Below are 22,826 nucleotides of genomic sequence, written 5' to 3' on the forward strand. Positions count from 1 at the left end.
GACCCGCTCATGACTCCCGCCACCCTTGCCGCCACCGTCGACAGCCTTGAAACCCCATGCCTGCTGCTGGACGAAACGCGCATGACGCGCAATATCCAACGGCTGGCCACCCTGATGGCCAAGCACGGCGTGCAACTGCGCCCACACCTGAAAACGCCCAAGTCGATCGAGGTGGCGCGCCGGGTGATGAGCGGCCCCCACGGGCCGGCCGCTGTTTCGACCTTGCAGGAAGCAGAGCAATTTGCGGCCGCCGGCGTCACCGATCTGCTCTACGCGGTGGGCGTGTCGCCGGGCAAGCTGCCGCGTGTGCTGGCGCTGCGCCAGCGCGGCGTGGACCTGACGGTGGTTGTCGACAGCCTGGACGCGGCGCGCGCGGTAGCGGCGCAGGCGCAGACCAGCGGCGGCGGGATACCCGCGTTGATCGAAATCGATTGCGACGGCCACCGGGCAGGGGTGCAGCCGGGTAGCGCCGAGCAATTGCTGGCCATTGCGCGGGTGCTGCACGCGGCCGACAGCCTGCGCGGCGTCATGACGCACGCCGGCGAATCCTATGGCTGCCGCAGCGTCGACGCCATCGCCGACATGGCCGAGCAAGAGCGCGCCGCTGCGGTCGGCTGCGCCCAGGCCATCCGCGCGGCTGGGCTGCCGTGCCCGGTTGTGAGTGTGGGGTCGACACCCACCGCCCATTTCGCCCGCAACCTGGACGGCGTGACGGAAGTGCGCGCGGGCGTGTATGTGTTTTTCGACTTGGTGATGGCGGGCCTGGGCGTCTGCTCAATGGACGACATCGCCGCCTCGGTGCTCACCACGGTGATCGGACACCAGCCGGATAAGGGCTGGATACTGGTTGACGCCGGGTGGATGGCCATGTCGCGCGACCGCGGCACCGCCAAGCAGGCCGTCGACCAGTTGTACGGCGTGGTCTGCGACGTAAAGGGAAACGTCTACCCCGATCTGCTGTTGGCCGAAACCAACCAGGAGCAGGGCATCATCAAACTGCGGGCGGGCAGCACTGCCCGCCTGCCGGACCTGCCCCTGGGTACCAAGCTGCGCATCCTGCCCAACCACGCCTGCGCAACGTGTGCCCAGCACGAGGCCTACGAAGTCGTTCGACCCGGCGAGCCCGGCGTGGTGGCGCACTGGGAACGGTTTCGCGGCTGGTGAATCGGCGCCCCGCAGGGGGCCGCCTATAATGCGCACGCCTCAACGATTACGGGGGAGACGTTCGCATGCAGTACGAATATTTGTTCTGGTCCATGGCCGCCATGGTGGCTGCCGCGCTGATCGGCGGTTCGCTTTGTGGCCGCCTGCGCTCAGTCAAGCAAGTGCTGCTGGGCGTGCTGGCCCTGGCCGTGGCCATCTGCGCAGCCGTTGTGCTGCTATCTCACCAAGGCGGCTTTGGCGACTTGTCGGCGATGCTGTCAATCGCCGCCTTCATGTTCAGCCTGGTGATCGGCACCGCGGCATCCTTGCTCACGCGGCGCATCCTGCAACGCCGCTGAGCCTTTATCTGTAGCCTTTACATCACTCTTCGGCGTCGAATTCCTCGGCGTCGTCCTCGTCGTCCTCATCCTGCTCCAGCGCGTCGTATCCCTTCCAGGTGATGCGCCAGCGCGCGGCACCGGCATTGGCGGCGGTTTCGCTCACTTGCTTGACCAGGCCGGCATCGGCCAACAGGTCCAGATGATGCGCAATGACCTGCAAGCCCTGTTCTTCGGGGTGCGGCGCCAAAGCGGCGTTCTTGATGTCGTGCGTGCTCAGGTTGGGGCCGGGCGCGTCGCGCAGGGCGCCAAGAATCGTGACGACCAAGTCGAAATCGCGTTGCATGATGTTCACCGTAAGAAAAATAGTAGGCTGACAATAGCAGAGTTCCGTGGCGTGAATGCGACGGTGCGCAAGGCCGGGTTACAGTCGATGGTTCTCGACAACCGACACTTACCTACAGAACTTTATGAAGAAACCCGCTGAACGCGATTGCCTTGCGGTGATCCCCGGTTATTCGGGCCAGGCCGCCAAGCTTTACCTGACGCGTGGCGAAGACGAGCGCATCGAAGGCGTGACGATTTTCGACCTGCTTGGCCACGTCAAGCAACAAGGCGACGCCGATGCCGCCGCCGCCTGGATCGGCGAATGGCTGGCCCAGGAAGCGGACAACCGCAGGGCGCGCCGCACGCAGCTGCAGGCGCAGATGTTCATCTGCAAGCTCACCGGCGACGACAAGGGTGCGTTCCTGGCCGCCCAGAAGCCGCTGATCCGCGTGCTGACCGATGCAGGGGTGCGCTGCCGTAGCGTAGCGGCCACGTCTGGGGCCGCTCGCCAGTCGCTGGGCCCAAATGTCAAAAAACATTAGGCGAAGGCTGTTATAGTCGCGCCTGGGCGTGAGATTGCACCTTCACGGTGCGTGCGTCCAAGCGGGCCCAGCCCGCTGATCAAGGAAGAGTGAACATGGAAATAGTAAGTCGGCACCTTGCCGACGTAGAGGGCGGCGTCGAGCTGCTCACGACGCTGGATGGCGAGCCCATCAGCGTCTACGTGGTGGTGGGCGTAACCGATCTCAATGCGATCGCTGACATCGTCCCCATCGAAAAAGTCGAAGCCGGAGCGGATATACACGCTTCAAATGTCGACAATGTTGATAATGCGCAAGAACAAATCGACCAGGTCCTGGAAAATATGAATCCCGGCGACGTGGCGGTTTTCCTTTGCTCGGGATCCGATGCTTTTGGCGCGGCTCTCGATCTGTTGGGTTTACCTATCGACCAGTAAGCCTGACGGCAAACCAAAGTGCTGATCCGAATGACGTATGAAAGACGTATGCGTTAAGACAGCATTTATATAAGCCCCGATTGTTTTTTTATGTTGTATGGGTGTTTACACCTATGCAGGGACAAGTTTTGCCTATGAAAACGTGCAAATTTTCAACGCAGTTTCTCTTTGTTGCATTATTGGCACGTATTTTTTAGGATTATGTTGACTTGTGAGGGGAACATAACGATAGTGTCGGCACACGATCACAAGCGTTGCGATTTTCGTTCAGTGCCGTGCCTTTTCCGGCTCAGCGTTATTGTTCTACTGTCCCCTCCTTGATTGATTCGTGACCTCCGGGCATTTGCCCATTATCTCTAGGAAATACAGTATGGAAACCGGCGTCGTTAAGTGGTTCAATTCGGAAAAAGGCTATGGCTTCATCACCCCGGAAGCGGGTGGTAAGGATCTGTTTGCTCACTTCTCCGAAATCCAGGGTTCTGGCTTCAAGTCTCTGGAAGAGAACCAGCGCGTCAGCTTTGTGACGGCCAATGGCCCCAAGGGCCCGCAAGCCACGAAGATTCAGGTCCTGTAAAGGTCTGAGTTTTCGCAAAAAAGCCCCTTCGGGGGCTTTTTTTGTTTTTGCGGCGCGCTATTCTGCACCTGCCAGCACGGCCACAGCGCCGCGCTAGCCTGTACCGCTTCAATGCCTTCAGGACGGCTTCCATGACTGCTTCTTCGCCAATGGCCCTAACCACGCAAGCGACCGACGTCGTGGCCTTCTGGGCCGATGCAGGGCCGCAGCAGTGGTATCGCAAAAGCGATGCGTTCGACGCCGAGTTCCGGCAGCGCTTCGAAACGGCGCATTGGGCAGCCGCATCGCGGCAGCTAGACGCCTGGCAAGAAGATGCTGATGGCGCGCTGGCCCTGATGATTTTGCTGGATCAGTTTCCTCGCAACGCGTATCGCGGCACGGCGCATATGTTCGCCACCGACCCATTGGCGCAGTATTTCGCCGAACGGGCTATCGCGGCAGGGCACGATCTGGCGGTGCAGCCGGTGATGCGGCAGTTCTTCTACATGCCGTTCGAGCATTCGGAAAGCCTGGTCATGCAAAACCGTGGGGTTGCGCTGATGGAGCCGCTGGAGCCGGATACGCTGCGCTGGGCCATCTTGCATCGGGACATCATCAAGCGCTTTGGTCGCTTCCCGCATCGCAATGCCGTGTTGGGGCGACAGACCACTCAGGCCGAACATGAGTTCCTGGCTGCCGGCGGATTTGCCGGCTGACCGAGCTTGCACCCCATGCGCTGACGCGAAGTCAGTGGGTATCGGCATGTATCTTTTCATACCAATGTGAAAATATTCGTCGTTATATGGGCCGCGCCTGCCGACAAGCTTCGCGCGTGCGTCGACCATTCGCATATTTGACGTTTTTCCGGGTTCACCAATACACTGAGTTCAGCGAGATTTTCAAGCGACGCGGTCTGCGTCAACTTGTCGCCGTCAGTGGTGCTGCGGTTGCTTCCTCTCCCATCCTTGATGATCTGGCGCCCCGCGAGAAATCGCATCTTTTAGGTTCAAGGACAATCCATGGCAACCGGCATCGTTAAGTGGTTCAACGCCGAAAAGGGTTACGGCTTCATCATGCCCGACGACGGCAGCAAAGACCTTTTCGCCCATTACTCCGAAATCCGCAGCGAAGGCTATAAGTCCCTGCAGGAAAACCAGCGCGTCACCTTCGAGGTTGGTACCGGTCCCAAGGGTCCCAGCGCCAAGAACATCAAGGTCGCGTCCTGACGCTTTGCGGGTAGCGCCCCGGGTGCGCCCGGTGTTCGGCCCATAAAAAAGCCCCCACACGCAATGTGTGGAGGCTTTTTTTTACGACAAACGCAACGCGTTGGCGCGCGTCTTAATGCCTTGGTGTCTTAGTGTCTTAGTGCCTTAGTGCTTATGCACGGCCGGAGTCGACAGCTTGTCGACCAGCGCGATACCCAATGCGGACAGTATGAACAACGCGTGGATGATTGTTTGCCACATGACGCCCGCTTCGGTGAAACGCGCGTTCGGCGTACCGATCGTGCCCGCCTCGATGAACGTGCGCAGCAAGTGGATGGACGAGATGCCGATGATCGCCATCGCCAGTTTCACCTTCAGCACGCTGGCGTTCACGTGGCTTAGCCATTCCGGTTGATCCGGATGGTTCTGCAAGCGCAGTCGTGACACGAAGGTTTCGTATCCGCCGACGATCACCATGACAAGCAGGTTCGAGATCATGACCACGTCGATCAAGCCCAACACCAGCAGCATGATTTCCATTTCGCCAAAGCTGTTGGCGTGGGTCAGCAGGTGCCATAGCTCTTTCAGGAACAGCATGACGTAGACGCCTTGCGCCACGATCAGCCCAAGGTACAGCGGCAATTGCAGCCAGCGCGAACTGAAGATCAAACTGGGCAATAGGCCCAGGCGGGGAGGGGAGGGTTCAATCATGTTGGGTGCGAGCCATTTGTTGTTTGCGATAAAAGCGCGGCGGCAATTCTAACAACGCCAAGACGACGCAGGCAGCAGATTTTTATGACAAAGCCGCGTCATGTCGTCACGGCCCGCTAGCACTTCCGCACAGGGTTTGCCCGACTTTTATGTAAGCGAAACTGCCATTTGCGAAACTCTGTGGCGAAACGCTTGGAGCGCTTTCGGCATATATAGAATTGCCGCCTCGCTCGCATAGAGTCAGTCAAGAGGAGTTTGTTCCCATGAAGATCCGCTACACCGTTGCCGCGTTGACCGTCGCGCTTGCCCCTTATTCCGCGTCGCATGCCTTCGACATCGGCGGCCTGGTGGGCGCCGGCAGCAAGGTTGTGCAAGCTGCCACCTTGAGCGACGCCGAAATCAAGACCTTGTCGGACAAGGCGTGCGCGCAAAGCGATTCCCAAGAAAAGATTGCCGCGCCGGGCAGCAAGTACGATGCGCGTCTGCAAAAGATCGCCAAGGCGCTGGGCGGCACCGTCAATGGTCAAAAGGCCAACTACAAGGTCTACATCACCAAGGACGTCAATGCCTGGGCCATGGCCAACGGCTGCATCCGCGTCTATAGCGGCTTGATGGACATGATGACGGACGACGAAGTCATGGGCGTGGTCGGCCACGAAATCGGCCACGTTGCGCTGGGCCATAGCAAGAAGGCCATGCAAACTGCCTACACCGTGTCCGCCGCGCGCGATGCCGCCGGTGCCGCGGGTGGCGCCACGGTTGCAGCTCTGAATTCGTCGCAATTGGGCGACCTGACCGAAAAGTTCATCAACGCGCAGTTCTCGCAATCACAGGAAAGCGCCGCGGACGACTATTCGTTCGATCAGTTGCAGGCCAAGAAGCTCAATACGCGGGGCTTGGTCACGGCTTTCCAGAAGCTTGCCGAGCTTGATGGCGGCAAGAGCGATATGATGAGCTCGCACCCGTCCTCGGCCAAGCGCGCTCAACACATCGAAGACCGCATCGCCAAGGCCAAATAAGGCGTCAAAGCGACGTTCGCCCTCCCTTTTCGGGCGGAAAACGGGGCGCGAGTATCCGGGCAATTCCGGGGCTCGCGCCCCTTTGCGTCAGGGTTCCGGAAGTTTCCGGTAAAATGGCGCGTTTATCCGCCCGTAATCTCATCTCTCGGAAAATAGGTCTTTTAATGCAGCCTGTGGTTGAAACCCTCTCCGGCCTGGAGCGCCGTGTTGATCTGGCCGTCTCGGTGGCCGACGTCGAAAAGGAAGTCCAGGCGCAATTAAAGCGCGTGGCTCGCACCGCCAAGGTCCCCGGCTTCCGCCCGGGTAAAGCTCCGCTCGCCATGCTCGAGCGTAGCCATGGCCCCAGCATCCGCTACGACGTGATCAATAGCCAAGTTGGCCGTGCCTTCGAACAAGCCATCGACGGCGCCAAGCTGCGCGTCGCTGGCGCCCCGAACCTCGAACCCAAGACTGAAGGCGTTACCGACGACACGCTGGCGTTCACCGCCACGTTCGAGGTCTACCCCGAAGTTGCCGTGCCGGATCTGTCGGCGCTGGCTGTCACGCGCTACGAAACCGCCGTCACCGACGCCGAAGTTCAACAAACCCTGGACGTTCTGCGCAAGCAGCGCGCCACGTTCGAAGCCCGTGAAGGCCGCGCCGCGCAAGATGGCGACCGCGTCACGCTGGACTTCGCCGGCACCATCGACGGCGTGCCGTTCGAAGGCGGCAAGGCCGAAGACTTCCCGTTCGTGCTCGGCCAAGGCCGCATGCTGCCGGAATTCGAAGAAGCCGCTCGCGGCCTGAAGGCTGGCGAAACCAAGGTCTTCGAACTGAAGTTCCCGGATGACTACCAAGGCGTGGAAGTCGCCGGCAAGACCGCCGAATTCACCATTACCGTCAAGGAAGTGGCTGAAGGCGTTCTGCCCGAACTGAACAGCGAATTCGCCAAGTCCCTCGGCCAAGCCGAAGGCGACGTCGAAAAGCTGAAGGCCGACATCCGCAGCAACATCGAGCGCGAAGTCAAGGTCCGTTCGGCTGGCCGCACCAAGTCCAGCGTCATGGACGCCTTGGTCGAAGCCGGCAAGTTCGACGTGCCGAAGGCGCTGGTCGACAACGACGTTCAAGGCCGTGTCGCCGCTGCCCGCGAAGAGCTCAAGCAGCGTGGCATCCCCAACGCCGAGTCCGTGCCGATCCCGGCTGAAGCTTTCTCGACCGAATCCGAACGCCGTGTCCGCCTGGGCCTGCTGGTGTCGGAACTGGTCAAGCAAGCCCAGTTGCAAGCCAAGCCCGAGCAAGTTCGTGCGCGCATTGAAGAATTCGCGGAAAACTACGAACAACCCGCTCAGGTTGTCAGCTATTACCTGGCTGACCGCCAGCGTCGTGCTGAAATCGAGGCTATCGTGCTGGAAGACAATGTCGTCGCGCACGTTCTGGAAAAAGCTAAGGTCACCGAAGAAAAGGTGCCTTTCGATCAGTTGATGGGGATGGCGTAACACTATGCAGAGATTCACCGATTTCTATGCGGCAATGAATGGCGGGTCTTCGGTGACCCCCACCGGCCTGGGCTACATTCCCATGGTTATCGAGCAGTCGGGGCGCGGCGAGCGCGCCTACGACATCTATTCGCGTCTGCTCCGCGAACGGCTCATTTTCCTGGTGGGTCCGGTCAATGACGCAACGGCCAACCTGGTTGTGGCGCAGTTGCTGTTCCTGGAATCGGAGAATCCTGACAAGGACATTTCCCTGTACATCAACTCGCCTGGCGGGTCGGTGTATGCGGGAATGGCCATTTTTGACACCATGCAGTTCATCAAGCCGGACGTATCGACCCTGTGCACCGGCCTGGCGGCCAGCATGGGCGCGTTCCTGCTGGCGGCTGGCAAGAAGGGCAAGCGTTTCACGCTGCCCAACTCCCGGATCATGATCCACCAGCCGTCGGGCGGCGCCCAGGGCCAAGCGTCCGACATCCAGATCCAGGCTCGCGAGATCCTGGACCTGCGCGAACGTCTTAACCGGATCCTGGCCGACAACACCGGCCAGTCGATGGAGCGAATCGGCCTGGACACGGAACGTGACAACTTCATGTCCGCCGAAGATGCGGTATCGTATGGATTGGTGGACAAGGTGATGAGCTCCCGCTCGGAAGGCTGACTTCCAGGTTGATCCGAACCCGCTGCCACCAAGTTTGAGTAAGCGCATGCGCTGGACCCGTTATCGGTCTGGCGCATCTTTACCTGAGATACGAAACAAATATGCCTGAAAAAAAGGGATCGGCAGACGCAAAAGTGCTGCATTGCTCGTTTTGCAATAAAAGCCAGCATGAAGTCCGCAAGCTGATCGCGGGTCCGTCGGTGTTCATCTGTGATGAATGCATAGATCTGTGCAACGACATCATCCGCGAGGAAGCGCAAGCGACCGCGCGCGCGGCGATTCGTTCCGAGCTGCCCACTCCGGCCGAAATCAAGACCTTCCTCGACCAGTACGTCATTGGGCAGAACTCGCCCAAGCGCATGCTGGCCGTGGCGGTTTACAACCATTACAAGCGCATTCGTCACGGCGAGATCAAGGGTGACGAAGTCGAGCTTTCCAAGAGCAACATCATGCTGATCGGGCCCACGGGCTCGGGCAAGACGCTGTTGGCGCAGACCTTGGCGCGCATGCTGAATGTGCCTTTCGTCATGGCTGACGCCACGACGCTGACCGAAGCCGGCTACGTCGGCGAAGACGTCGAGAACATCATTCAGAAGTTGCTGCAAAACTGCAACTACGAAGTCGAGAAAGCGCAACGCGCCATTATCTACATCGACGAAATCGATAAGATTTCCCGCAAGTCGGACAACCCGTCCATTACGCGCGACGTTTCCGGCGAAGGCGTGCAGCAGGCGCTGCTCAAGCTGATCGAAGGTACGGTTGCCTCGGTGCCCCCGCAAGGCGGACGCAAGCATCCGAATCAGGACTTCGTGCAAGTGGACACGACCAACATCCTGTTCATCGTGGGCGGCGCCTTCGACGGACTGGAAAAGGTCATCCGTGACCGTACCGAAAAGTCCGGCATCGGGTTCTCGGCCTCGGTGCGTGCCAAATCCGAACGCGGTGTAGGCGAGCTGTTCTCGGAAGTCGAACCCGAAGATCTGATCAAGTTCGGCTTGATCCCGGAACTGGTGGGTCGTCTGCCCGTGGTCGCCACGCTGGACGAGCTTGACGAAGCGGCATTGGTTCAGATCCTTACCGAGCCGAAAAACGCTTTGCTCAAGCAATTCCAGAAGCTGTTCGCCATGGAAGGCGCCGAGCTGGACCTGCGTCCCGCAGCGTTGAAGGCGATCGCCCGCAAGGCGCTCAAGCGTAAGACGGGTGCCCGGGGCTTGCGTTCGATCATCGAACAAACGCTGTTGGACACCATGTATGAGTTGCCTTCGCAGGGCAACGTAAAGCGTGTGGTCGTCGACGAGAACGCAATCGAAGGCGAGGGCAAGCCCTTGCTTATCTATGCGGACGAAGCCGGCGAATCCGACAAGCCGGAGCGTGGAGAAGTCCGCGACGCTGCAGCCTGATATTTCAAAAAAGCCCGTTCCTGTAACGGGTTTTTTTGCCGTAGGAGTGCCCTCCGGGGCATTTTTTTTTGCCTTTTGCCTATCCGGCAGCCGGGATCTTGAATTTTCGGCTATTGTTCCCATAACAGACGTAACTGACGCGGATAGCCCGGGTACTCTCTCCCAGGCTCCCCGTCCCCGATACGCCGAGTCATACCGAGGAACCTCCTATGTCTGCCAGCCAGACCCTGCCTTCCGACCCGATCGACCTGCCTTTGCTCCCACTTCGCGACGTCGTGGTGTTTCCGCACATGGTCATCCCGCTGTTCGTCGGCCGTCCGCGCTCTATTCGCGCGCTCGAGGTTGCGATGGAAGCGGGCAAAAGCATCATGCTGGTGGCCCAAAAATCCGCCGGCAAGGATGATCCCACCCCCGAAGACGTCTACGAGATCGGCTGCGTTGCCGGCATCCTCCAGATGCTCAAATTGCCCGACGGCACCGTTAAGGTTCTGGTCGAAGGCACTCAGCGTGCCCGCATCAACAGCATCGAAGATGCCGATTCGCATTTCACCTGCCAGGTGACGCCGATCGAGCCGGACGCCATGCAGGGCTCCGAAACCGAGGCTCTGCGCCGCGCGATCGTTGCCCAGTTCGAACAGTACGTAAAGCTCAACAAGAAGATCCCTCCGGAGATCCTGACCTCGTTGGCCGGCATCGACGATGCGGGTCGCCTGGCTGACACGATCGCCGCGCATCTTCCGCTGAAGCTCGAGCAGAAGCAAAAAATGCTCGAGATCGTCGGCACGTCCGAGCGCCTTGAAGGTCTGCTTACCCAGCTGGAAACCGAAATCGACATTCTTCAGGTCGAAAAGCGGATTCGCGGCCGCGTGAAGAAGCAGATGGAGAAGAGCCAGCGCGACTACTACTTGAATGAGCAGGTCAAAGCCATTCAGAAGGAGTTGGGCGAGGGCGAAGAGGGCGCGGACATCGAAGAGCTTGAAAAGAAGATCATCGCTGCCCACATGCCCAAAGAGGCGCGTAAAAAGGCCGATGCCGAGCTCAAGAAGCTCAAGCTCATGTCGCCCATGTCGGCCGAAGCCACCGTGGTGCGCAACTACATCGATACGCTCATCAACCTCCCCTGGAGGAAGAAGAGCAAGATCAACAACTCGATCGCCAACGCCGAGACGGTGCTGGACAACGACCATTACGGTCTGGAAAAGGTCAAGGAACGCATTCTCGAATATCTTGCCGTGCAACAGCGCGTAGACAAGGTCAAGGCACCGATCCTGTGCCTGGTCGGCCCCCCGGGCGTCGGCAAGACCTCGCTGGGCCAGTCCATTGCCAAGGCCACGAACCGCAAGTTCGTGCGTATGGCGCTGGGCGGCGTGCGTGACGAGGCCGAGATCCGAGGCCATCGCCGGACGTATATCGGTTCCATGCCCGGCAAGATCGTGCAGAACATGTCGAAGGTCGGCGTGCGCAATCCCTTGTTCTTGCTTGATGAAATCGACAAGCTGGGCATGGACTTCCGCGGCGATCCTTCTTCGGCGTTGCTTGAAGTGCTGGACCCGGAACAAAACCACACGTTCCAGGACCACTACATCGAAGTCGACTTCGATTTGTCCGACGTCATGTTCGTGGCCACCAGCAACACGCTGAACATCCCGCCGGCTCTGTTGGACCGTATGGAAGTGATCCGCCTGTCCGGTTACACGGAAGAGGAAAAGATCCATATCGCTCGCGACCATCTGCTGCCCAAGCTGATGCAGAACAACGGCGTGAAGGACAACGAACTGACGGTCGATGACAGTGCGCTGCGCGATATCGTTCGCTATTACACCCGGGAAGCCGGTGTGCGCGCCCTTGAACGCGAAGTGGGCAAGATCTGCCGCAAGGTCATCAAGCAGTTGCTGACCCAGAATGATCGCGCCAAGGCGGAAGGCAAGACCATCGAGGTCAAGCCGGTCAACGTCACGGGCGACAACCTGAGCGACTACCTGGGCGTGCGCCGCTATACCTTCGGGATGGCCGAGAAGGAAAACCAGATTGGTCAGGTGACCGGTCTGGCCTGGACGGAGGTCGGCGGCGATCTGCTGACGATCGAAGTGGCGGACATGCCGGGTAAGGGCGTGATCCAGCGTACGGGTTCGCTTGGCGACGTGATGAAGGAATCGGTGGAAGCGGCTCGCACGGTGGTGCGGTCCCGCGCTCGCCGCCTGGGCTTTGCCGACAGCGTCTTCGAGAAGCACGACATGCACGTCCACGTGCCGGAAGGTGCGACGCCCAAGGACGGCCCGTCCGCGGGTATCGCGATCACCACGGCCATGGTTTCGGCGTTGTCGCGCATTCCGGTGCGCGCCAATGTTGCCATGACCGGTGAGATCACGCTGCGCGGCGAAGTGCTGCCTATCGGTGGCCTGAAGGAAAAGCTGCTGGCGGCCCACCGTGGCGGAATCAAGACGGTCTTGATTCCCGAGGAAAACGTCAAGGACTTGGCGGAGATCCCGGATAACGTCAAGAACCAACTTGAGATCGTGCCGGTCCGCTGGATCGACAAGGTGCTGGAACTGGCGCTGGAGCGTCTGCCGGAGCCTTTGGCCGAGGAAGAAGCCGTCAAAGACGCGCTGGTGACCAAGCCTGCCGAGCCCGGCTCGACGGACCCGGTTCTGAAGCACTGATCAGCTGGTATGGCTGGGCGCCCGAAGTATGGGCGCCCAACAAAAACCCCGCCATGTGAAAACCCCCGAAAGGTTGGATCTACGTCCAACTTTCGGGGGGCAGTTCAATGTGGCGGGGTTTTTTTATGGCCATCATTTTGGCCTTCGCGGTAACTTTGGTTATGGCCGTTGCCGGGCGAACGCTACGGCGAGGCTAGGCAGACCGTGCCTGATCCACCCCGTGCTGCGTCAGTGCAACGCGTGCGTACGGATTAAACCGACGGCGATGCCTTCCAGCGCGAACTCTTGGTCTGCTTCAACGATGATGGTTTGAAAGTCCGGATTTTCCGGCAGCAGTTCGATGTGCCCGTTGGTGCGTTGCAGGCGCTTGACCGTCACGTCGTCGCCCAAACGTGCCACGACGATCTGGCCGTTGCGCGCTTCAGAGGCCTTCTTCACCGCAAGCAAGTCACCTTCCAGAATGCCCGCATCCCGCATGCTCATGCCGCGCACCTTCAGCAGGTAATCGGGCGCTTGGGCAAAAAGATGGGGGTCCACGCCAACCTCGCGTTCGACGTGTTCGGCCGCAAGGATAGGGCTGCCTGCCGCAACGCGCCCGACCAACGGCAGCAGCAACTGCGCTAACGAAGGTATGGCCAGGGAGGTCTGAGACTGGGAGGGCCCGTCTTTCAAGCGTATGCCGCGCGAGGCGCCGGCGGTGAGCTCGATAGCACCCTTGCGGGCTAATGCCTTGAGGTGGTCTTCTGCCGCATTCGGTGAACGGAAACCAAGGGCCTGGGCGATTTCGGCGCGCGTCGGCGGAAAGCCTGTGCGCGTGACGGTCTGCCGGATGAGGTCCAGGATTTGTTGCTGGCGGTCGGTGAGTTTGCTGGCCATGGCGATGATCCGGTATGAGCGGACTGTACATATATACAGCGCCATTCTGGGGGACGTAGCGGAAAAAAGCAAGCCGGCGGCGGGCCCGAAAGCAAAACGGAGCCGCAGGGCTCCGTTTCGTCATAACAGGGCCGCAGACGGCCCGTACAGGCAGGCGTTACAGCACGGCGGCGATGCCGGCAGCTACCTTGTCAATGTTGCCGCTGTTCAGCGCGGCCACGCAGATGCGGCCGCTGGACACCGCGTACACGCCATGCTCTTCGCGCAGGCGATCCACTTGAGCCGACGTCAGGCCCGAGTACGAGAACATGCCGCGTTGCTGCAGGACAAAGCTGAAGTCCTGCTTGGCGCCGTGTTCCTTGATCTTTTCCACCAATTGCTTGCGCATCAGGCGGATGCGGTCGCGCATGCCGGCAAGTTCTTCTTCCCACATGGCGAACAGTTCCGGCGTGTTCAGCACCGTCGACACCACCGTGCCGCCGTGGGTCGGCGGGTTGGAATAGTTGGTGCGAATGACGCGCTTGAGCTGGCTCAGGACGCGGCCCGCCGCTTCCTTGCTGCCAGCGACGATCGTCAGTGCGCCCACGCGTTCACCGTAAAGCGAGAACGACTTCGAGAACGACGAGCTGATGAACATGGTCATGTCCAGATCGGCGAACATGCGCACGACGGCGGCGTCCTCGGTCAGACCCTCGCCAAAGCCCTGGTAGGCGATGTCCAGGAACGGAACCAGGTTGTTTTCCTTCACAACCGCGGCGATCTGCTTCCATTGCTCCGGCGTGGGGTCCACACCGGTCGGATTGTGGCAGCACGCGTGCAGCACGACGACGGTCTGCGCCGGGGCTGCCTTCAAGTCCGCCAGCATGGCTTCGAAGTTCAGGCCGCGGGTGGAAGCGTCATAGTACGAATACGTGCCGACCTCAAAGCCGGCGCGCTCGAACAGCGCACGGTGGTTTTCCCAGCTGGGGTTGCTGATCAACACCTTGGAAGAGGGCAGCAATTGGCGCAGGAAGTCGGCGCCGATCTTAAGCGCGCCGGTGCCGCCCAGCGCTTGGGTGGTCAACACGCGACCGGTTGCGGCCAACGTGGAATCCTTACCCAGCAACAGGGCTTGAGCGCCCTGGTTGTAGCCGGCAATGCCTTCGATGGGCAAATAGCCGCGAGCGGCGGCCGCTTCGATGCGGGCGGTTTCGGCCTTGCGAACGGCGCCCAACAGGGGGATCCGTCCCTGGTCGTCGTAGTACACGCCCACGCCCAGGTTGACTTTACCCGGACGCGTGTCCGCGTTGAATTGTTCGTTCAGACCAAGAATGGGGTCGCGCGGCGCGAGTTCGACGGAATCGAAAAGGTTGCTCATGGGACTCTGATGAGGATGGGTGGACGCAGTACGAGGTGCTGTGGATAATGGGGGGTTTACCCTGGAACAGTCTAGCATGCCAAACAGCCCAATAGACCCGAGCGGCGCGGGAGATCTGGCCCAGAATCTCGCTGGAAATGCCGTGGTACCAGTATCGGCTGACGCACCGCCCGTTGCTGGCGCGGAACCGCGCTTTGTGGAATATCCCGGTAGCCCGTTCCAACTGTTCCAGCCCTATCCTCCGGCCGGCGATCAGCCCACCGCGATCAACGGGTTGACCCAGGGTATCGAAGACGGCCTGATGTTCCAGACGCTGCTGGGCGTGACGGGCTCGGGCAAGACCTACACCATGGCGAACGTGATCGCGCGGCTGGGACGCCCTGCGCTGGTGTTGGCGCCCAACAAAACGCTTGCGGCGCAGCTATATGCCGAAATGCGGGAGTTCTTTCCGAAGAACGCGGTCGAGTATTTCGTTTCGTACTACGACTATTACCAGCCCGAGGCCTATGTCCCGACGCGCGACCTGTTCATTGAAAAGGATTCGTCCATCAATGAGCACATCGAACAAATGCGTCTATCGGCTACCAAGAGCCTGCTTGAACGCCGGGACACTATTATTGTCGGCACGGTGTCTTGCATCTACGGTATTGGTAATCCCGGCGACTACCACGCGATGGTTTTGATTCTGCGCAGCGGTGACCAGATCTCGCGGCGGGAAATCCTGGCGCGTCTGGTTGCCATGCAATACACCCGCAATGACGCCGAATTCACGCGGGGGGCGTTCCGGGTCCGTGGCGAAACCATCGACATCTTCCCGGCAGAAAGCCCCGAGCTGGCGCTGCGCCTGACGCTTTTTGATGACGAGATCGAAAGCCTGGAGTTGTTTGATCCCCTGACCGGCCGCATTCGGCAAAAGCTGCCACGGTTTACCGTGTATCCCGGGTCGCATTACGTCACCCCGCGCGATACGGTTCTGCGCGCGATTGAAACGATCAAGGTGGAGCTGCGAGAGCGTGTCAAACGCTTCGTGGACGACGGTCATCTGGTCGAAGCCCAGCGTCTGGAACAGCGCACGCGGTTCGATCTGGAAATGCTGCAGGAGTTAGGCTTTTGCAAGGGGATCGAAAACTACTCCCGCCACCTGTCCGGCGCCGCACCAGGCGACCCGCCACCCACGTTGATCGATTACCTGCCGTCCGACGCGCTGATGTTCATCGACGAAAGCCACGTGACCATCGGCCAGCTCAGCGCCATGTATCGCGGCGACCGGTCGCGCAAGGAAACGTTGGTGCAATATGGGTTCCGGTTGCCCTCCGCGATGGACAATCGGCCCCTCAAGCTTGAAGAGTTCGAGGCGCGGATGCGCCAATGCGTGTTCGTGTCGGCCACGCCAGCGGCTTACGAGAAAGAACACGCTGACAACGTCGTTGAGCAGGTCGTTCGGCCCACCGGCTTGGTCGATCCTCTGGTCGAGGTACTGCCGGCCCGCACCCAGGTGGACGACTTGCTGGGCCAAATCAAGGCACGGGTTTCGGTGGGCGAGCGGGTGCTGGTCACCACCCTGACCAAACGCATGGCCGAAGATTTGACGGATTTCCTTAGCGAACACGGCGTCAAGGTGCGCTACTTGCACTCCGACATTGATACCGTCGAGCGCGTGGAAATTCTGCGGGACCTGCGCCTAGGCACCTTTGATGTGTTGGTGGGCATCAACCTGCTGCGCGAGGGGCTGGATATTCCCGAGGTTTCGCTCGTGGCAATTCTTGACGCCGACAAGGAAGGCTTCCTCCGATCCGAGCGCAGCTTGATCCAGACGATTGGCCGCGCGGCCCGCAACCTGAACGGCCACGCCATTCTCTATGCAGACCGTATTACGGATTCGATGCAGCGCGCGATGGAGGAAACCAGCCGTCGGCGCGCAAAGCAGCTGCAGTTCAATATCGACAATGGCATTACGGCGCGCGGCGTCCGCAAGGCCGTGCGTGAGCTGATCGACGGCATCGTCGCGCCAGTGCAGCACGACGCCCTTGAGGCCGCCGTGCCAGCCGAGTTCCTCAAGGACGAGAAGGCCTTGGCTCGCGAGTTGAAGCGCTTGGAGAAGCTGATGATGGACCACGCTCGAAATCTGGAATTCGAGCAGGCCGCTGCCGCGCGCGATGCGCTTACCGCGCTGAAGCAACGTGTTCTTCTTGATGGGGCCGTATAAGCGCTCGCGCCGCGCAGCGCGTCGGTATGGGCTGACAGGTAGCTGACATAATGCTGAAAATGGTGCGAAGGACGATCGATATGCGCGCACAGCAGGAAAGGGCGCCTGGCGCCCACTGGGAGTGGAGGGGTGACGTTTAAATATCTCGATAACTATTTGATACTAAAGGGGTTTTTTAACACCCCGGCCGACCTTTACTCATTTGTTTCTTTGCAAAAAAAGCTTGCCTTATCTCGGGTTTTCCCTCACACTTACTCCCATGATGACCAAGGTACTTTTCGTTTGCATGGGCAATATCTGTCGCTCGCCGAGCGCAGAGGGCGTGTTTCGCCATTTGGTGAATGACGCGGGGTTGAGCGACGTTGTGCGCATTGACTCTGCGGGCACGCATGCGTTTCATATCGGCGAGGCGCCTGATGCCCGGGCGCAGGCTGCGGCGCGTAAACGCGGCTACGAGATCACGCACTGTGAGGCCCGTCAGGTCACCGCAGAGGATTTCCGCGACTTCGATCTTATCCTCGCCATGGATTGGGACAACCTGTCTGCGATGCAGCAGCAGTGCCCCAAGACCTATCAGCACAAGCTGATGCTGCTGATGCGCTTCGCCAATGAGTTTGAAGAGGCCACTGTGCCCGATCCTTACTATGGCGGCGCGGATGGTTTTGGCAAGGTTCTCGATTACTTGGAAGACGCCTGCCAAGGTGTCCTGGAATTGGTCCGCAAGCGCGCTACCCAGTACCAAGCGGCCTGACCGCTTTTCCGTAGAGCCGCTCACAGTGCGGCTCTTGGGGTACATGGCAACGAAAAAACCGCGCAACAGCGCGGTTTTTTCTGGCCAGGAGCCATACCAAATTAGTCGGGAATAGGCTATACTTGACCCAATTACTCGGGTATTGACCGCCGGATTCGCTGGCGGCCATTGCCGAATCACAGGGAACCCACCATGCGGCTAACTACCAAAGGGCGTTTCGCCGTGACTGCCATGATCGATCTCGCGATGCGCCAGCACAGCGGCCCGGTCACTCTTGCGGCCATCAGCCAGCGTCAAAACATCTCGCTTTCCTATCTGGAACAGCTGTTCGGGAAATTGCGTCGCCACGAACTCGTGGACAGCGTGCGCGGCCCGGGCGGCGGTTATTCGCTTGCGCGCCTTGCACGCAATGTGACCGTCGCGGACATCATCTTTGCAGTGGACGAGCCGCTGGACGCCACCAGTTGTGGCGGCAAGCGCGACTGTACAAGCGGCAATGACGGCAAGCCCGGCAAGTGCATGACGCACGAACTCTGGGCGACGTTGAACCGCAAGATGGTCGATTACCTGGATTCGGTGTCCCTGCAAGATCTAGTCGATCAGCAGCGCGTGCGCCAGTTGCAGGAAGCCAGCAATCAAGCGCAGGCCTGCGCAGTACGTGTCAATCGGGTGGGCGGCGCCAATGCCGCTGCCAATTCCCCGACCACGACCGTCGCGGCTAACGCCACCGTATAAGCAGTATCAGGAGTTGTAGACATGACCACCCGTCCGATTTATTTTGATTATTCGGCCACCACCCCCGTCGACCCGCGCGTCGTGGACAAGATGGTGCCGTGGCTGTACGAGAACTTCGGCAATCCGGCCTCCCGTAGCCATGCGTATGGTTGGGATTCGGAAGAAGCCGTCGAACGCGCCCGCGAAGAAGTCGCCAAGCTGGTCAACGCCGACCCGCGAGAGATCGTCTGGACTTCTGGTGCGACCGAGTCCAATAACCTGGCCATCAAGGGCGCTGCGAATTTCTACGCGGAACGCGGCAAGCACGTCATCACCGTCAAGACCGAGCACAAAGCGGTGCTTGATACCTGTCGCGAGCTGGAGCGCCAGGGTTTTGAAGTCACCTACCTGAACGTGAAGGACGACGGTCTGATCGACCTGGACACGTTCAAAGCCGCGCTGCGCCCTGATACGGTGCTGGTGTCGGTGATGATGGTGAACAACGAAATCGGCGTTATCCAGGACATCGAATCGCTGGGCGAAATCTGCCGCGAAAAGGGCATCATTTTCCACGTCGACGCCGCTCAGGCGACTGGCAAGGTGGAAATCGACCTGCAAAAGCTGAAGGTTGATCTGATGTCGTTTTCGGCGCACAAGACGTACGGCCCGAAGGGCATCGGCGCGCTGTATGTGCGTCGCAAGCCGCGCATCCGTATCGAAGCGCAAATGCACGGTGGCGGCCACGAGCGCGGTTTCCGCTCGGGCACGCTGGCTACGCACCAGATTGTCGGCATGGGCGAGGCTTTCCGCCTGGCGCGCGAAGAAATGGGTACCGAAAACGAGCGCATCCGCATGCTGCGTGATCGCCTGTGGAATGGCCTGTCGCAGATCGAAGAGGTCTATCTGAACGGCGACATGGACCAGCGCGTGCCGCACAACTTGAACGTCAGCTTCAACTATGTCGAAGGCGAGTCCCTGATCATGGCGATCAAGGAACTGGCCGTTTCCAGCGGCTCGGCTTGCACGTCTGCCAGCTTGGAACCGTCGTACGTATTGCGTGCCCTGGGCCGCAATGACGAACTGGCGCACAGTTCCATCCGTTTCACGCTCGGCCGCTTCACGACCGAAAAGGAAGTGGACTACGCGATTGAATTGCTCAAGAGCCGCGTTGGCAAGCTGCGCGATATGTCGCCGCTGTGGGAAATGGCCAAGGAAGGCATTGACTTGAACACCGTGCAGTGGGCCGCGCACTAAGCGCCCGCGCCAAGAAATACGTGGAGAAATAACATGTCTTACAGCACCAAAGTTCTGGATCACTACGAAAACCCGCGCAACGTCGGTTCGTTCGACAAGTCGGACGAATCGGTTGGCACCGGCATGGTCGGCGCGCCCGCCTGTGGCGACGTCATGAAGTTGCAGATCAAGGTCAATGAAGCCGGCGTGATCGAAGACGCGCGTTTCAAGACCTACGGCTGCGGCTCCGCCATTGCGTCCAGCTCGCTCGTGACCGAATGGGTCAAGGGCAAGACGCTGGACCAAGCGATGAACATCCGCAACACGCAGATCGCCGAAGAATTGGCGCTGCCGCCGGTGAAGGTGCACTGTTCCATCCTGGCCGAAGACGCTATCAAGGCCGCGGTGCAGAACTACAAAGAGAAGCATTCGGCCCCGGCCGAAGCGGTGGCAGGCTGATCATGTCCGTTACCCTGACCCAACAGGCTGCCACCCACATCGGCCGCTACTTGCAAAAGCGCGGAAAGGGTATCGGCTTGCGGCTCGGCGTTAGGACGACGGGCTGTTCCGGCATGGCCTACAAGTTGGAATATGTGGACGACTCGGCGCCGGAAGACGTCGTGTTCGAAAGCTTCGGCGTAAAGGTCTTCATTGACCCCAAAAGCCTGGCTTACCTGGACGGAACCGAGCTTGATTACGCCCGGGAAGGCCTGAACGAAGGCTTCAAGTTCCGCAACCCCAACGAGAAGGCGACCTGCGGCTGCGGCGAGTCGTTCACGGTGTAAGTCTTGGCTGTTGTAGACGACCACTTCAGCCTGTTCGGCTTGCCGGCCCGCTTTGACCTGGATGCGCAAGCACTGGAAACGTCGTGGCGAGCCGTCGCGGCGCAGGTGCATCCCGATCGCTATGCCACAGCCAGCCCCGCCGAGCGCCGTGTCGCCATGCAATGGGCCGCACGAGCCAACGAGGCGTATCGCGTTTTGCGCGATCCCTTGCTGCGGGCCCGCTATCTGTGCGAACAGGCGGGCGTGGACCTGCAGACCGAAAGCAACACGTCCATGGACACGGCGTTCCTGATGCAGCAGATGACGTGGCGCGAAATGCTGGACGACGCGCGTGACGACGCTGACGCGCTGGCGACCCTGCGCACGGAACTGGACGAGGCTCGCGTGTCGATGCGCGCCACGCTCAAGCGCCTGCTGGACGATGAGCACGACCATGCCGCCGCGGGCCTTAAGGTACGCGAATGGATGTTCGTGGAAAAACTGGCGCAAGAGCTGGCGCACGCCCAGCCCGCTGGATAGCCAACGCTGCGTTGTGGCGCCCGAGCACCGGGTGCCTGCACATCGCCGCCAACTGACCAGAAAAAATAGATCATGGCCTTATTGCAGATATCCGAGCCCGGTGAATCGCCCGCGCCGCACCAGCGCAAGCTGGCGGTGGGCATCGATCTGGGCACTACCAATTCCCTCGTTGCGGCAGTGCGCAGCAGCGTGGCTGAAGTGCTGCCCGATGCGCAGGGCCATGCCCTGCTGCCGTCGGCGGTGCGCTACCTGCCGGGTGGCAAAGTCACAACGGGCCGCGAGCCCCTCGCGCAGCAAGCCGAAGACCCCTTGAATACCGTAGTTTCCGTGAAGCGATTCATGGGCCGTTCGCTGGAAGAGGCGCGTGCCACGCGTGCGCCTTATGAATTCGTGGACGCGCCCGGCATGGTCCGGATCCGCACGGTGCAGGGCGATTTGAGCCCTGTTGAAGTGTCGGCCCAGATTCTGGCGGTGCTGCGTCAGCGCGCCGAAGACGTATTGGGCGATGACTTGGTGGGCGCGGTGATTACCGTGCCCGCTTACTTTGACGACGCCCAGCGCCAGGCAACGCGCGACGCCGCGCGGCTGGCCGGGCTGAACGTACTGCGCCTTCTGAACGAACCGACCGCTGCCGCCATCGCCTATGGCTTGGACCACGCATCGGAAGGCGTTTACGCCGTCTATGACCTGGGCGGCGGCACCTTTGATATTTCCATCTTGCGGCTGACGCAGGGCGTATTCGAAGTGATCTCCACCGGCGGCGACACGGCGCTGGGGGGTGACGATTTTGATGCGTTGATTGTCGATCACGCCGTGGCCAAGCTGGCGGCCGGCGAGTTTTCTGCCGCTGACCGGCGCGGTTTGTTGATGGCTGCGCGCGCCGCGCGTGAAGCCTTGTCCAGCGCGGACAGCGCGACGCTGAAGCTGGCGCTGGCCGACGGCCGCAACGTGGATCTGGTACTGACCCGCGCCGAATTCGAAACCTTGGCCCTGCCGCTTATCGAACGCACGCTCGATTGCGCGCGCCGCGCGCTGCGCGATGCGTCTTTGACGCCGGCGGACGTGAAAGGCGTGGTGATGGTGGGTGGCGCGACGCGCATGCCTGTCGTGCGGGCCGCAGTGGGCAAGGTGTTTGGCACGGAGCCCCTGACCGACCTGGACCCGGATCAAGTCGTCGCGCTGGGCGCGGCGTTGCAGGCGAATCTGCTGGCCGGTAATCGCGCACCGGGTGAAGATTGGCTGCTGCTGGACGTGATTCCGCTGTCGCTGGGTCTGGAAACCATGGGCGGGCTGGTTGAACGGGTGATCCCGCGCAACAGCACCATTCCCGTGGCGCGCGCCCAGGAGTTCACCACGTTCAAGGACGGCCAGACCGCCATGAGCATTCATGTGGTGCAAGGCGAACGCGACCTGGTGGCGGACTCCCGTTCCCTGGCTCGCTTCGAACTGCGCGGCATTCCGCCGATGGTGGCGGGCGCCGCGCGCATCCGCGTGACGTTCCAGGTGGATGCCGACGGCTTGCTCAGCGTGACTGCGCGCGAGCAAAGCACGGGCGTCGAGGCCGCCGTGTCGGTCAAGCCGTCTTACGGATTAAGCGACGACGAAATTGCCCAGATGCTGGCCGACAGCGTGGCGCAAGCCGATACCGACGCCCGCGCCCGCATGTTGCGCGAGCAGCAAGTGGACGCGCGCCAGTTGGTGGAATCCGTGCAAGCCGCGCTGGCGGTTGACGGCGACCTGCTGGACGCCGACGAGCGCCGCCGCGTTGATGAATGCCTGCAAGCCGCCATCGACGCCCAAGCGGCCGACGATGTGGACACCGTGAAGGGCGCCGTGCAGGCCTTGTCGGCCGCAACCGACGACTTCGCCGCGCGCCGCATGGACCGCAGCATTCGCGCCGCCTTGGCGGGTCGAAAACTTGATGAGATTGCCTGATAA

At 60.6% G+C, this 22,826-nt stretch carries 24 protein-coding genes; 20 read left to right on the forward strand and 4 right to left on the reverse strand.

Annotated elements, in window-relative coordinates; all coding sequences use genetic code 11:
* Positions 1-9: 9 nt before the first annotated feature.
* Both YH64_RS17400 and YH64_RS17405 read left to right on the forward strand, forming a co-directional pair.
* Entirely contained in the window at positions 10-1,164 is a 1,155-nt protein-coding gene (locus YH64_RS17400) for a DSD1 family PLP-dependent enzyme (protein ID WP_046805807.1), read from the forward strand.
* Positions 1,165-1,229: 65 nt separating this feature from the next.
* Positions 1,230-1,502 carry a hypothetical protein gene (locus YH64_RS17405; RefSeq protein ID WP_046805806.1) on the forward strand — a complete coding sequence of 91 codons (273 nt, stop codon included), beginning with the start codon at positions 1,230-1,232 and terminating at the stop codon, positions 1,500-1,502.
* A 22-nt stretch (positions 1,503-1,524) separates the two neighbouring features.
* On the opposite strand, the gene YH64_RS17410 is transcribed toward YH64_RS17405, so the two are convergent.
* Positions 1,525-1,827: a DUF2513 domain-containing protein gene (locus tag YH64_RS17410; RefSeq protein ID WP_046805836.1), complete on the reverse strand. Its 303-nt coding sequence runs from the start codon at positions 1,825-1,827 to the stop codon at positions 1,525-1,527.
* A gap of 124 nt (positions 1,828-1,951) precedes the next feature.
* Here YH64_RS17410 and YH64_RS17415 point away from each other — a divergent pair, with 124 nt between their 5' ends.
* From YH64_RS17415 to YH64_RS17440, 5 genes are all read left to right on the forward strand, one after another.
* Positions 1,952-2,350: a hypothetical protein gene (locus YH64_RS17415; RefSeq protein ID WP_046805805.1), complete on the forward strand. Its 399-nt coding sequence runs from the start codon at positions 1,952-1,954 to the stop codon at positions 2,348-2,350.
* Positions 2,351-2,445: 95 nt separating this feature from the next.
* The gene (locus YH64_RS17420; protein WP_046805804.1) at positions 2,446-2,766 is read left to right on the forward strand and encodes a hypothetical protein; all 321 of its coding nucleotides are present in this window, start codon (positions 2,446-2,448) and stop codon (positions 2,764-2,766) included.
* Between the two features lie 370 nt (positions 2,767-3,136).
* Positions 3,137-3,340, forward strand: a complete 204-nt coding sequence (locus YH64_RS17425) for a cold-shock protein (RefSeq protein WP_006220190.1) — start codon at positions 3,137-3,139, stop codon at positions 3,338-3,340.
* Between the two features lie 131 nt (positions 3,341-3,471).
* The gene (locus YH64_RS17430) at positions 3,472-4,035 is read left to right on the forward strand and encodes a DUF924 family protein (protein ID WP_104145014.1); all 564 of its coding nucleotides are present in this window, start codon (positions 3,472-3,474) and stop codon (positions 4,033-4,035) included.
* 303 nt (positions 4,036-4,338) lie between these two features.
* Positions 4,339-4,545, forward strand: coding sequence for a cold-shock protein (locus tag YH64_RS17440; protein ID WP_046805802.1), 207 nt, complete (start codon positions 4,339-4,341; stop codon positions 4,543-4,545).
* 144 nt (positions 4,546-4,689) lie between these two features.
* On the opposite strand, the gene YH64_RS17445 is transcribed toward YH64_RS17440, so the two are convergent.
* On the reverse strand, positions 4,690-5,235 hold the full coding sequence (locus YH64_RS17445; protein ID WP_046805801.1) for a TIGR00645 family protein: 546 nt from the start codon (positions 5,233-5,235) through the stop codon (positions 4,690-4,692).
* Positions 5,236-5,498: 263 nt separating this feature from the next.
* On the opposite strand from YH64_RS17445, the gene YH64_RS17450 reads away from it, so the two are divergent.
* The 5 genes from YH64_RS17450 to lon all read left to right on the forward strand — a co-directional run bounded on the left by YH64_RS17450 (position 5,499) and on the right by lon (position 12,447).
* Positions 5,499-6,254 carry a M48 family metalloprotease gene (locus YH64_RS17450; RefSeq protein WP_006220185.1) on the forward strand — a complete coding sequence of 252 codons (756 nt, stop codon included), beginning with the start codon at positions 5,499-5,501 and terminating at the stop codon, positions 6,252-6,254.
* Positions 6,255-6,418: 164 nt separating this feature from the next.
* The gene (gene tig, locus YH64_RS17455) at positions 6,419-7,729 is read left to right on the forward strand and encodes a trigger factor (RefSeq protein ID WP_046805800.1); all 1,311 of its coding nucleotides are present in this window, start codon (positions 6,419-6,421) and stop codon (positions 7,727-7,729) included.
* Positions 7,730-7,733: 4 nt separating this feature from the next.
* Positions 7,734-8,387, forward strand: coding sequence for an ATP-dependent Clp endopeptidase proteolytic subunit ClpP (gene clpP, locus YH64_RS17460; RefSeq protein ID WP_006220183.1), 654 nt, complete (start codon positions 7,734-7,736; stop codon positions 8,385-8,387).
* Positions 8,388-8,488: 101 nt separating this feature from the next.
* Entirely contained in the window at positions 8,489-9,787 is a 1,299-nt protein-coding gene (gene clpX / locus YH64_RS17465) for an ATP-dependent Clp protease ATP-binding subunit ClpX (protein ID WP_046805799.1), read from the forward strand.
* 209 nt (positions 9,788-9,996) lie between these two features.
* Entirely contained in the window at positions 9,997-12,447 is a 2,451-nt protein-coding gene (gene lon / locus YH64_RS17470) for an endopeptidase La (protein WP_046805798.1), read from the forward strand.
* 228 nt (positions 12,448-12,675) lie between these two features.
* Here the strand turns inward: lon and lexA are convergent, their stop codons facing one another.
* Together lexA and YH64_RS17480 are read right to left on the reverse strand one after the other, a co-directional pair.
* Entirely contained in the window at positions 12,676-13,323 is a 648-nt protein-coding gene (gene lexA / locus YH64_RS17475; protein WP_046805797.1) for a transcriptional repressor LexA, read from the reverse strand.
* Positions 13,324-13,480: 157 nt separating this feature from the next.
* Positions 13,481-14,680 (reverse strand): amino acid aminotransferase, encoded by a 1,200-nt coding sequence (locus YH64_RS17480; RefSeq protein ID WP_046805796.1) that lies wholly within the window; start codon positions 14,678-14,680, stop codon positions 13,481-13,483.
* 76 nt (positions 14,681-14,756) lie between these two features.
* On the opposite strand from YH64_RS17480, the gene uvrB reads away from it, so the two are divergent.
* The 8 genes from uvrB (at position 14,757) to hscA (ending at position 22,823) form a co-directional block, all read left to right on the forward strand.
* Positions 14,757-16,886, forward strand: a complete 2,130-nt coding sequence (uvrB, locus tag YH64_RS17485) for an excinuclease ABC subunit UvrB (protein WP_240433893.1) — start codon at positions 14,757-14,759, stop codon at positions 16,884-16,886.
* Positions 16,887-17,145: 259 nt separating this feature from the next.
* Positions 17,146-17,637: a low molecular weight protein-tyrosine-phosphatase gene (locus tag YH64_RS17490; RefSeq protein ID WP_046805835.1), complete on the forward strand. Its 492-nt coding sequence runs from the start codon at positions 17,146-17,148 to the stop codon at positions 17,635-17,637.
* Positions 17,638-17,829: 192 nt separating this feature from the next.
* Entirely contained in the window at positions 17,830-18,372 is a 543-nt protein-coding gene (iscR, locus tag YH64_RS17495; protein ID WP_006220176.1) for a Fe-S cluster assembly transcriptional regulator IscR, read from the forward strand.
* A gap of 21 nt (positions 18,373-18,393) precedes the next feature.
* Positions 18,394-19,605, forward strand: coding sequence for an IscS subfamily cysteine desulfurase (locus tag YH64_RS17500; RefSeq protein WP_046805794.1), 1,212 nt, complete (start codon positions 18,394-18,396; stop codon positions 19,603-19,605).
* 33 nt (positions 19,606-19,638) lie between these two features.
* On the forward strand, positions 19,639-20,043 hold the full coding sequence (gene iscU / locus YH64_RS17505; protein WP_006220174.1) for a Fe-S cluster assembly scaffold IscU: 405 nt from the start codon (positions 19,639-19,641) through the stop codon (positions 20,041-20,043).
* Between the two features lie 2 nt (positions 20,044-20,045).
* Positions 20,046-20,369, forward strand: coding sequence for an iron-sulfur cluster assembly protein IscA (gene iscA, locus YH64_RS17510; RefSeq protein WP_006220173.1), 324 nt, complete (start codon positions 20,046-20,048; stop codon positions 20,367-20,369).
* 3 nt (positions 20,370-20,372) lie between these two features.
* Positions 20,373-20,888, forward strand: a complete 516-nt coding sequence (gene hscB, locus YH64_RS17515; RefSeq protein WP_046805793.1) for a Fe-S protein assembly co-chaperone HscB — start codon at positions 20,373-20,375, stop codon at positions 20,886-20,888.
* A 72-nt stretch (positions 20,889-20,960) separates the two neighbouring features.
* Positions 20,961-22,823 carry a Fe-S protein assembly chaperone HscA gene (hscA, locus tag YH64_RS17520; protein WP_046805792.1) on the forward strand — a complete coding sequence of 621 codons (1,863 nt, stop codon included), beginning with the start codon at positions 20,961-20,963 and terminating at the stop codon, positions 22,821-22,823.
* The last annotated feature ends 3 nt before the right edge of the window (positions 22,824-22,826 follow it).

The sequence above is a fragment of the Achromobacter sp. LC458 genome, from assembly GCF_001005835.2.
GTDB lineage: Bacteria > Pseudomonadota > Gammaproteobacteria > Burkholderiales > Burkholderiaceae_B > Achromobacter > Achromobacter spanius_B.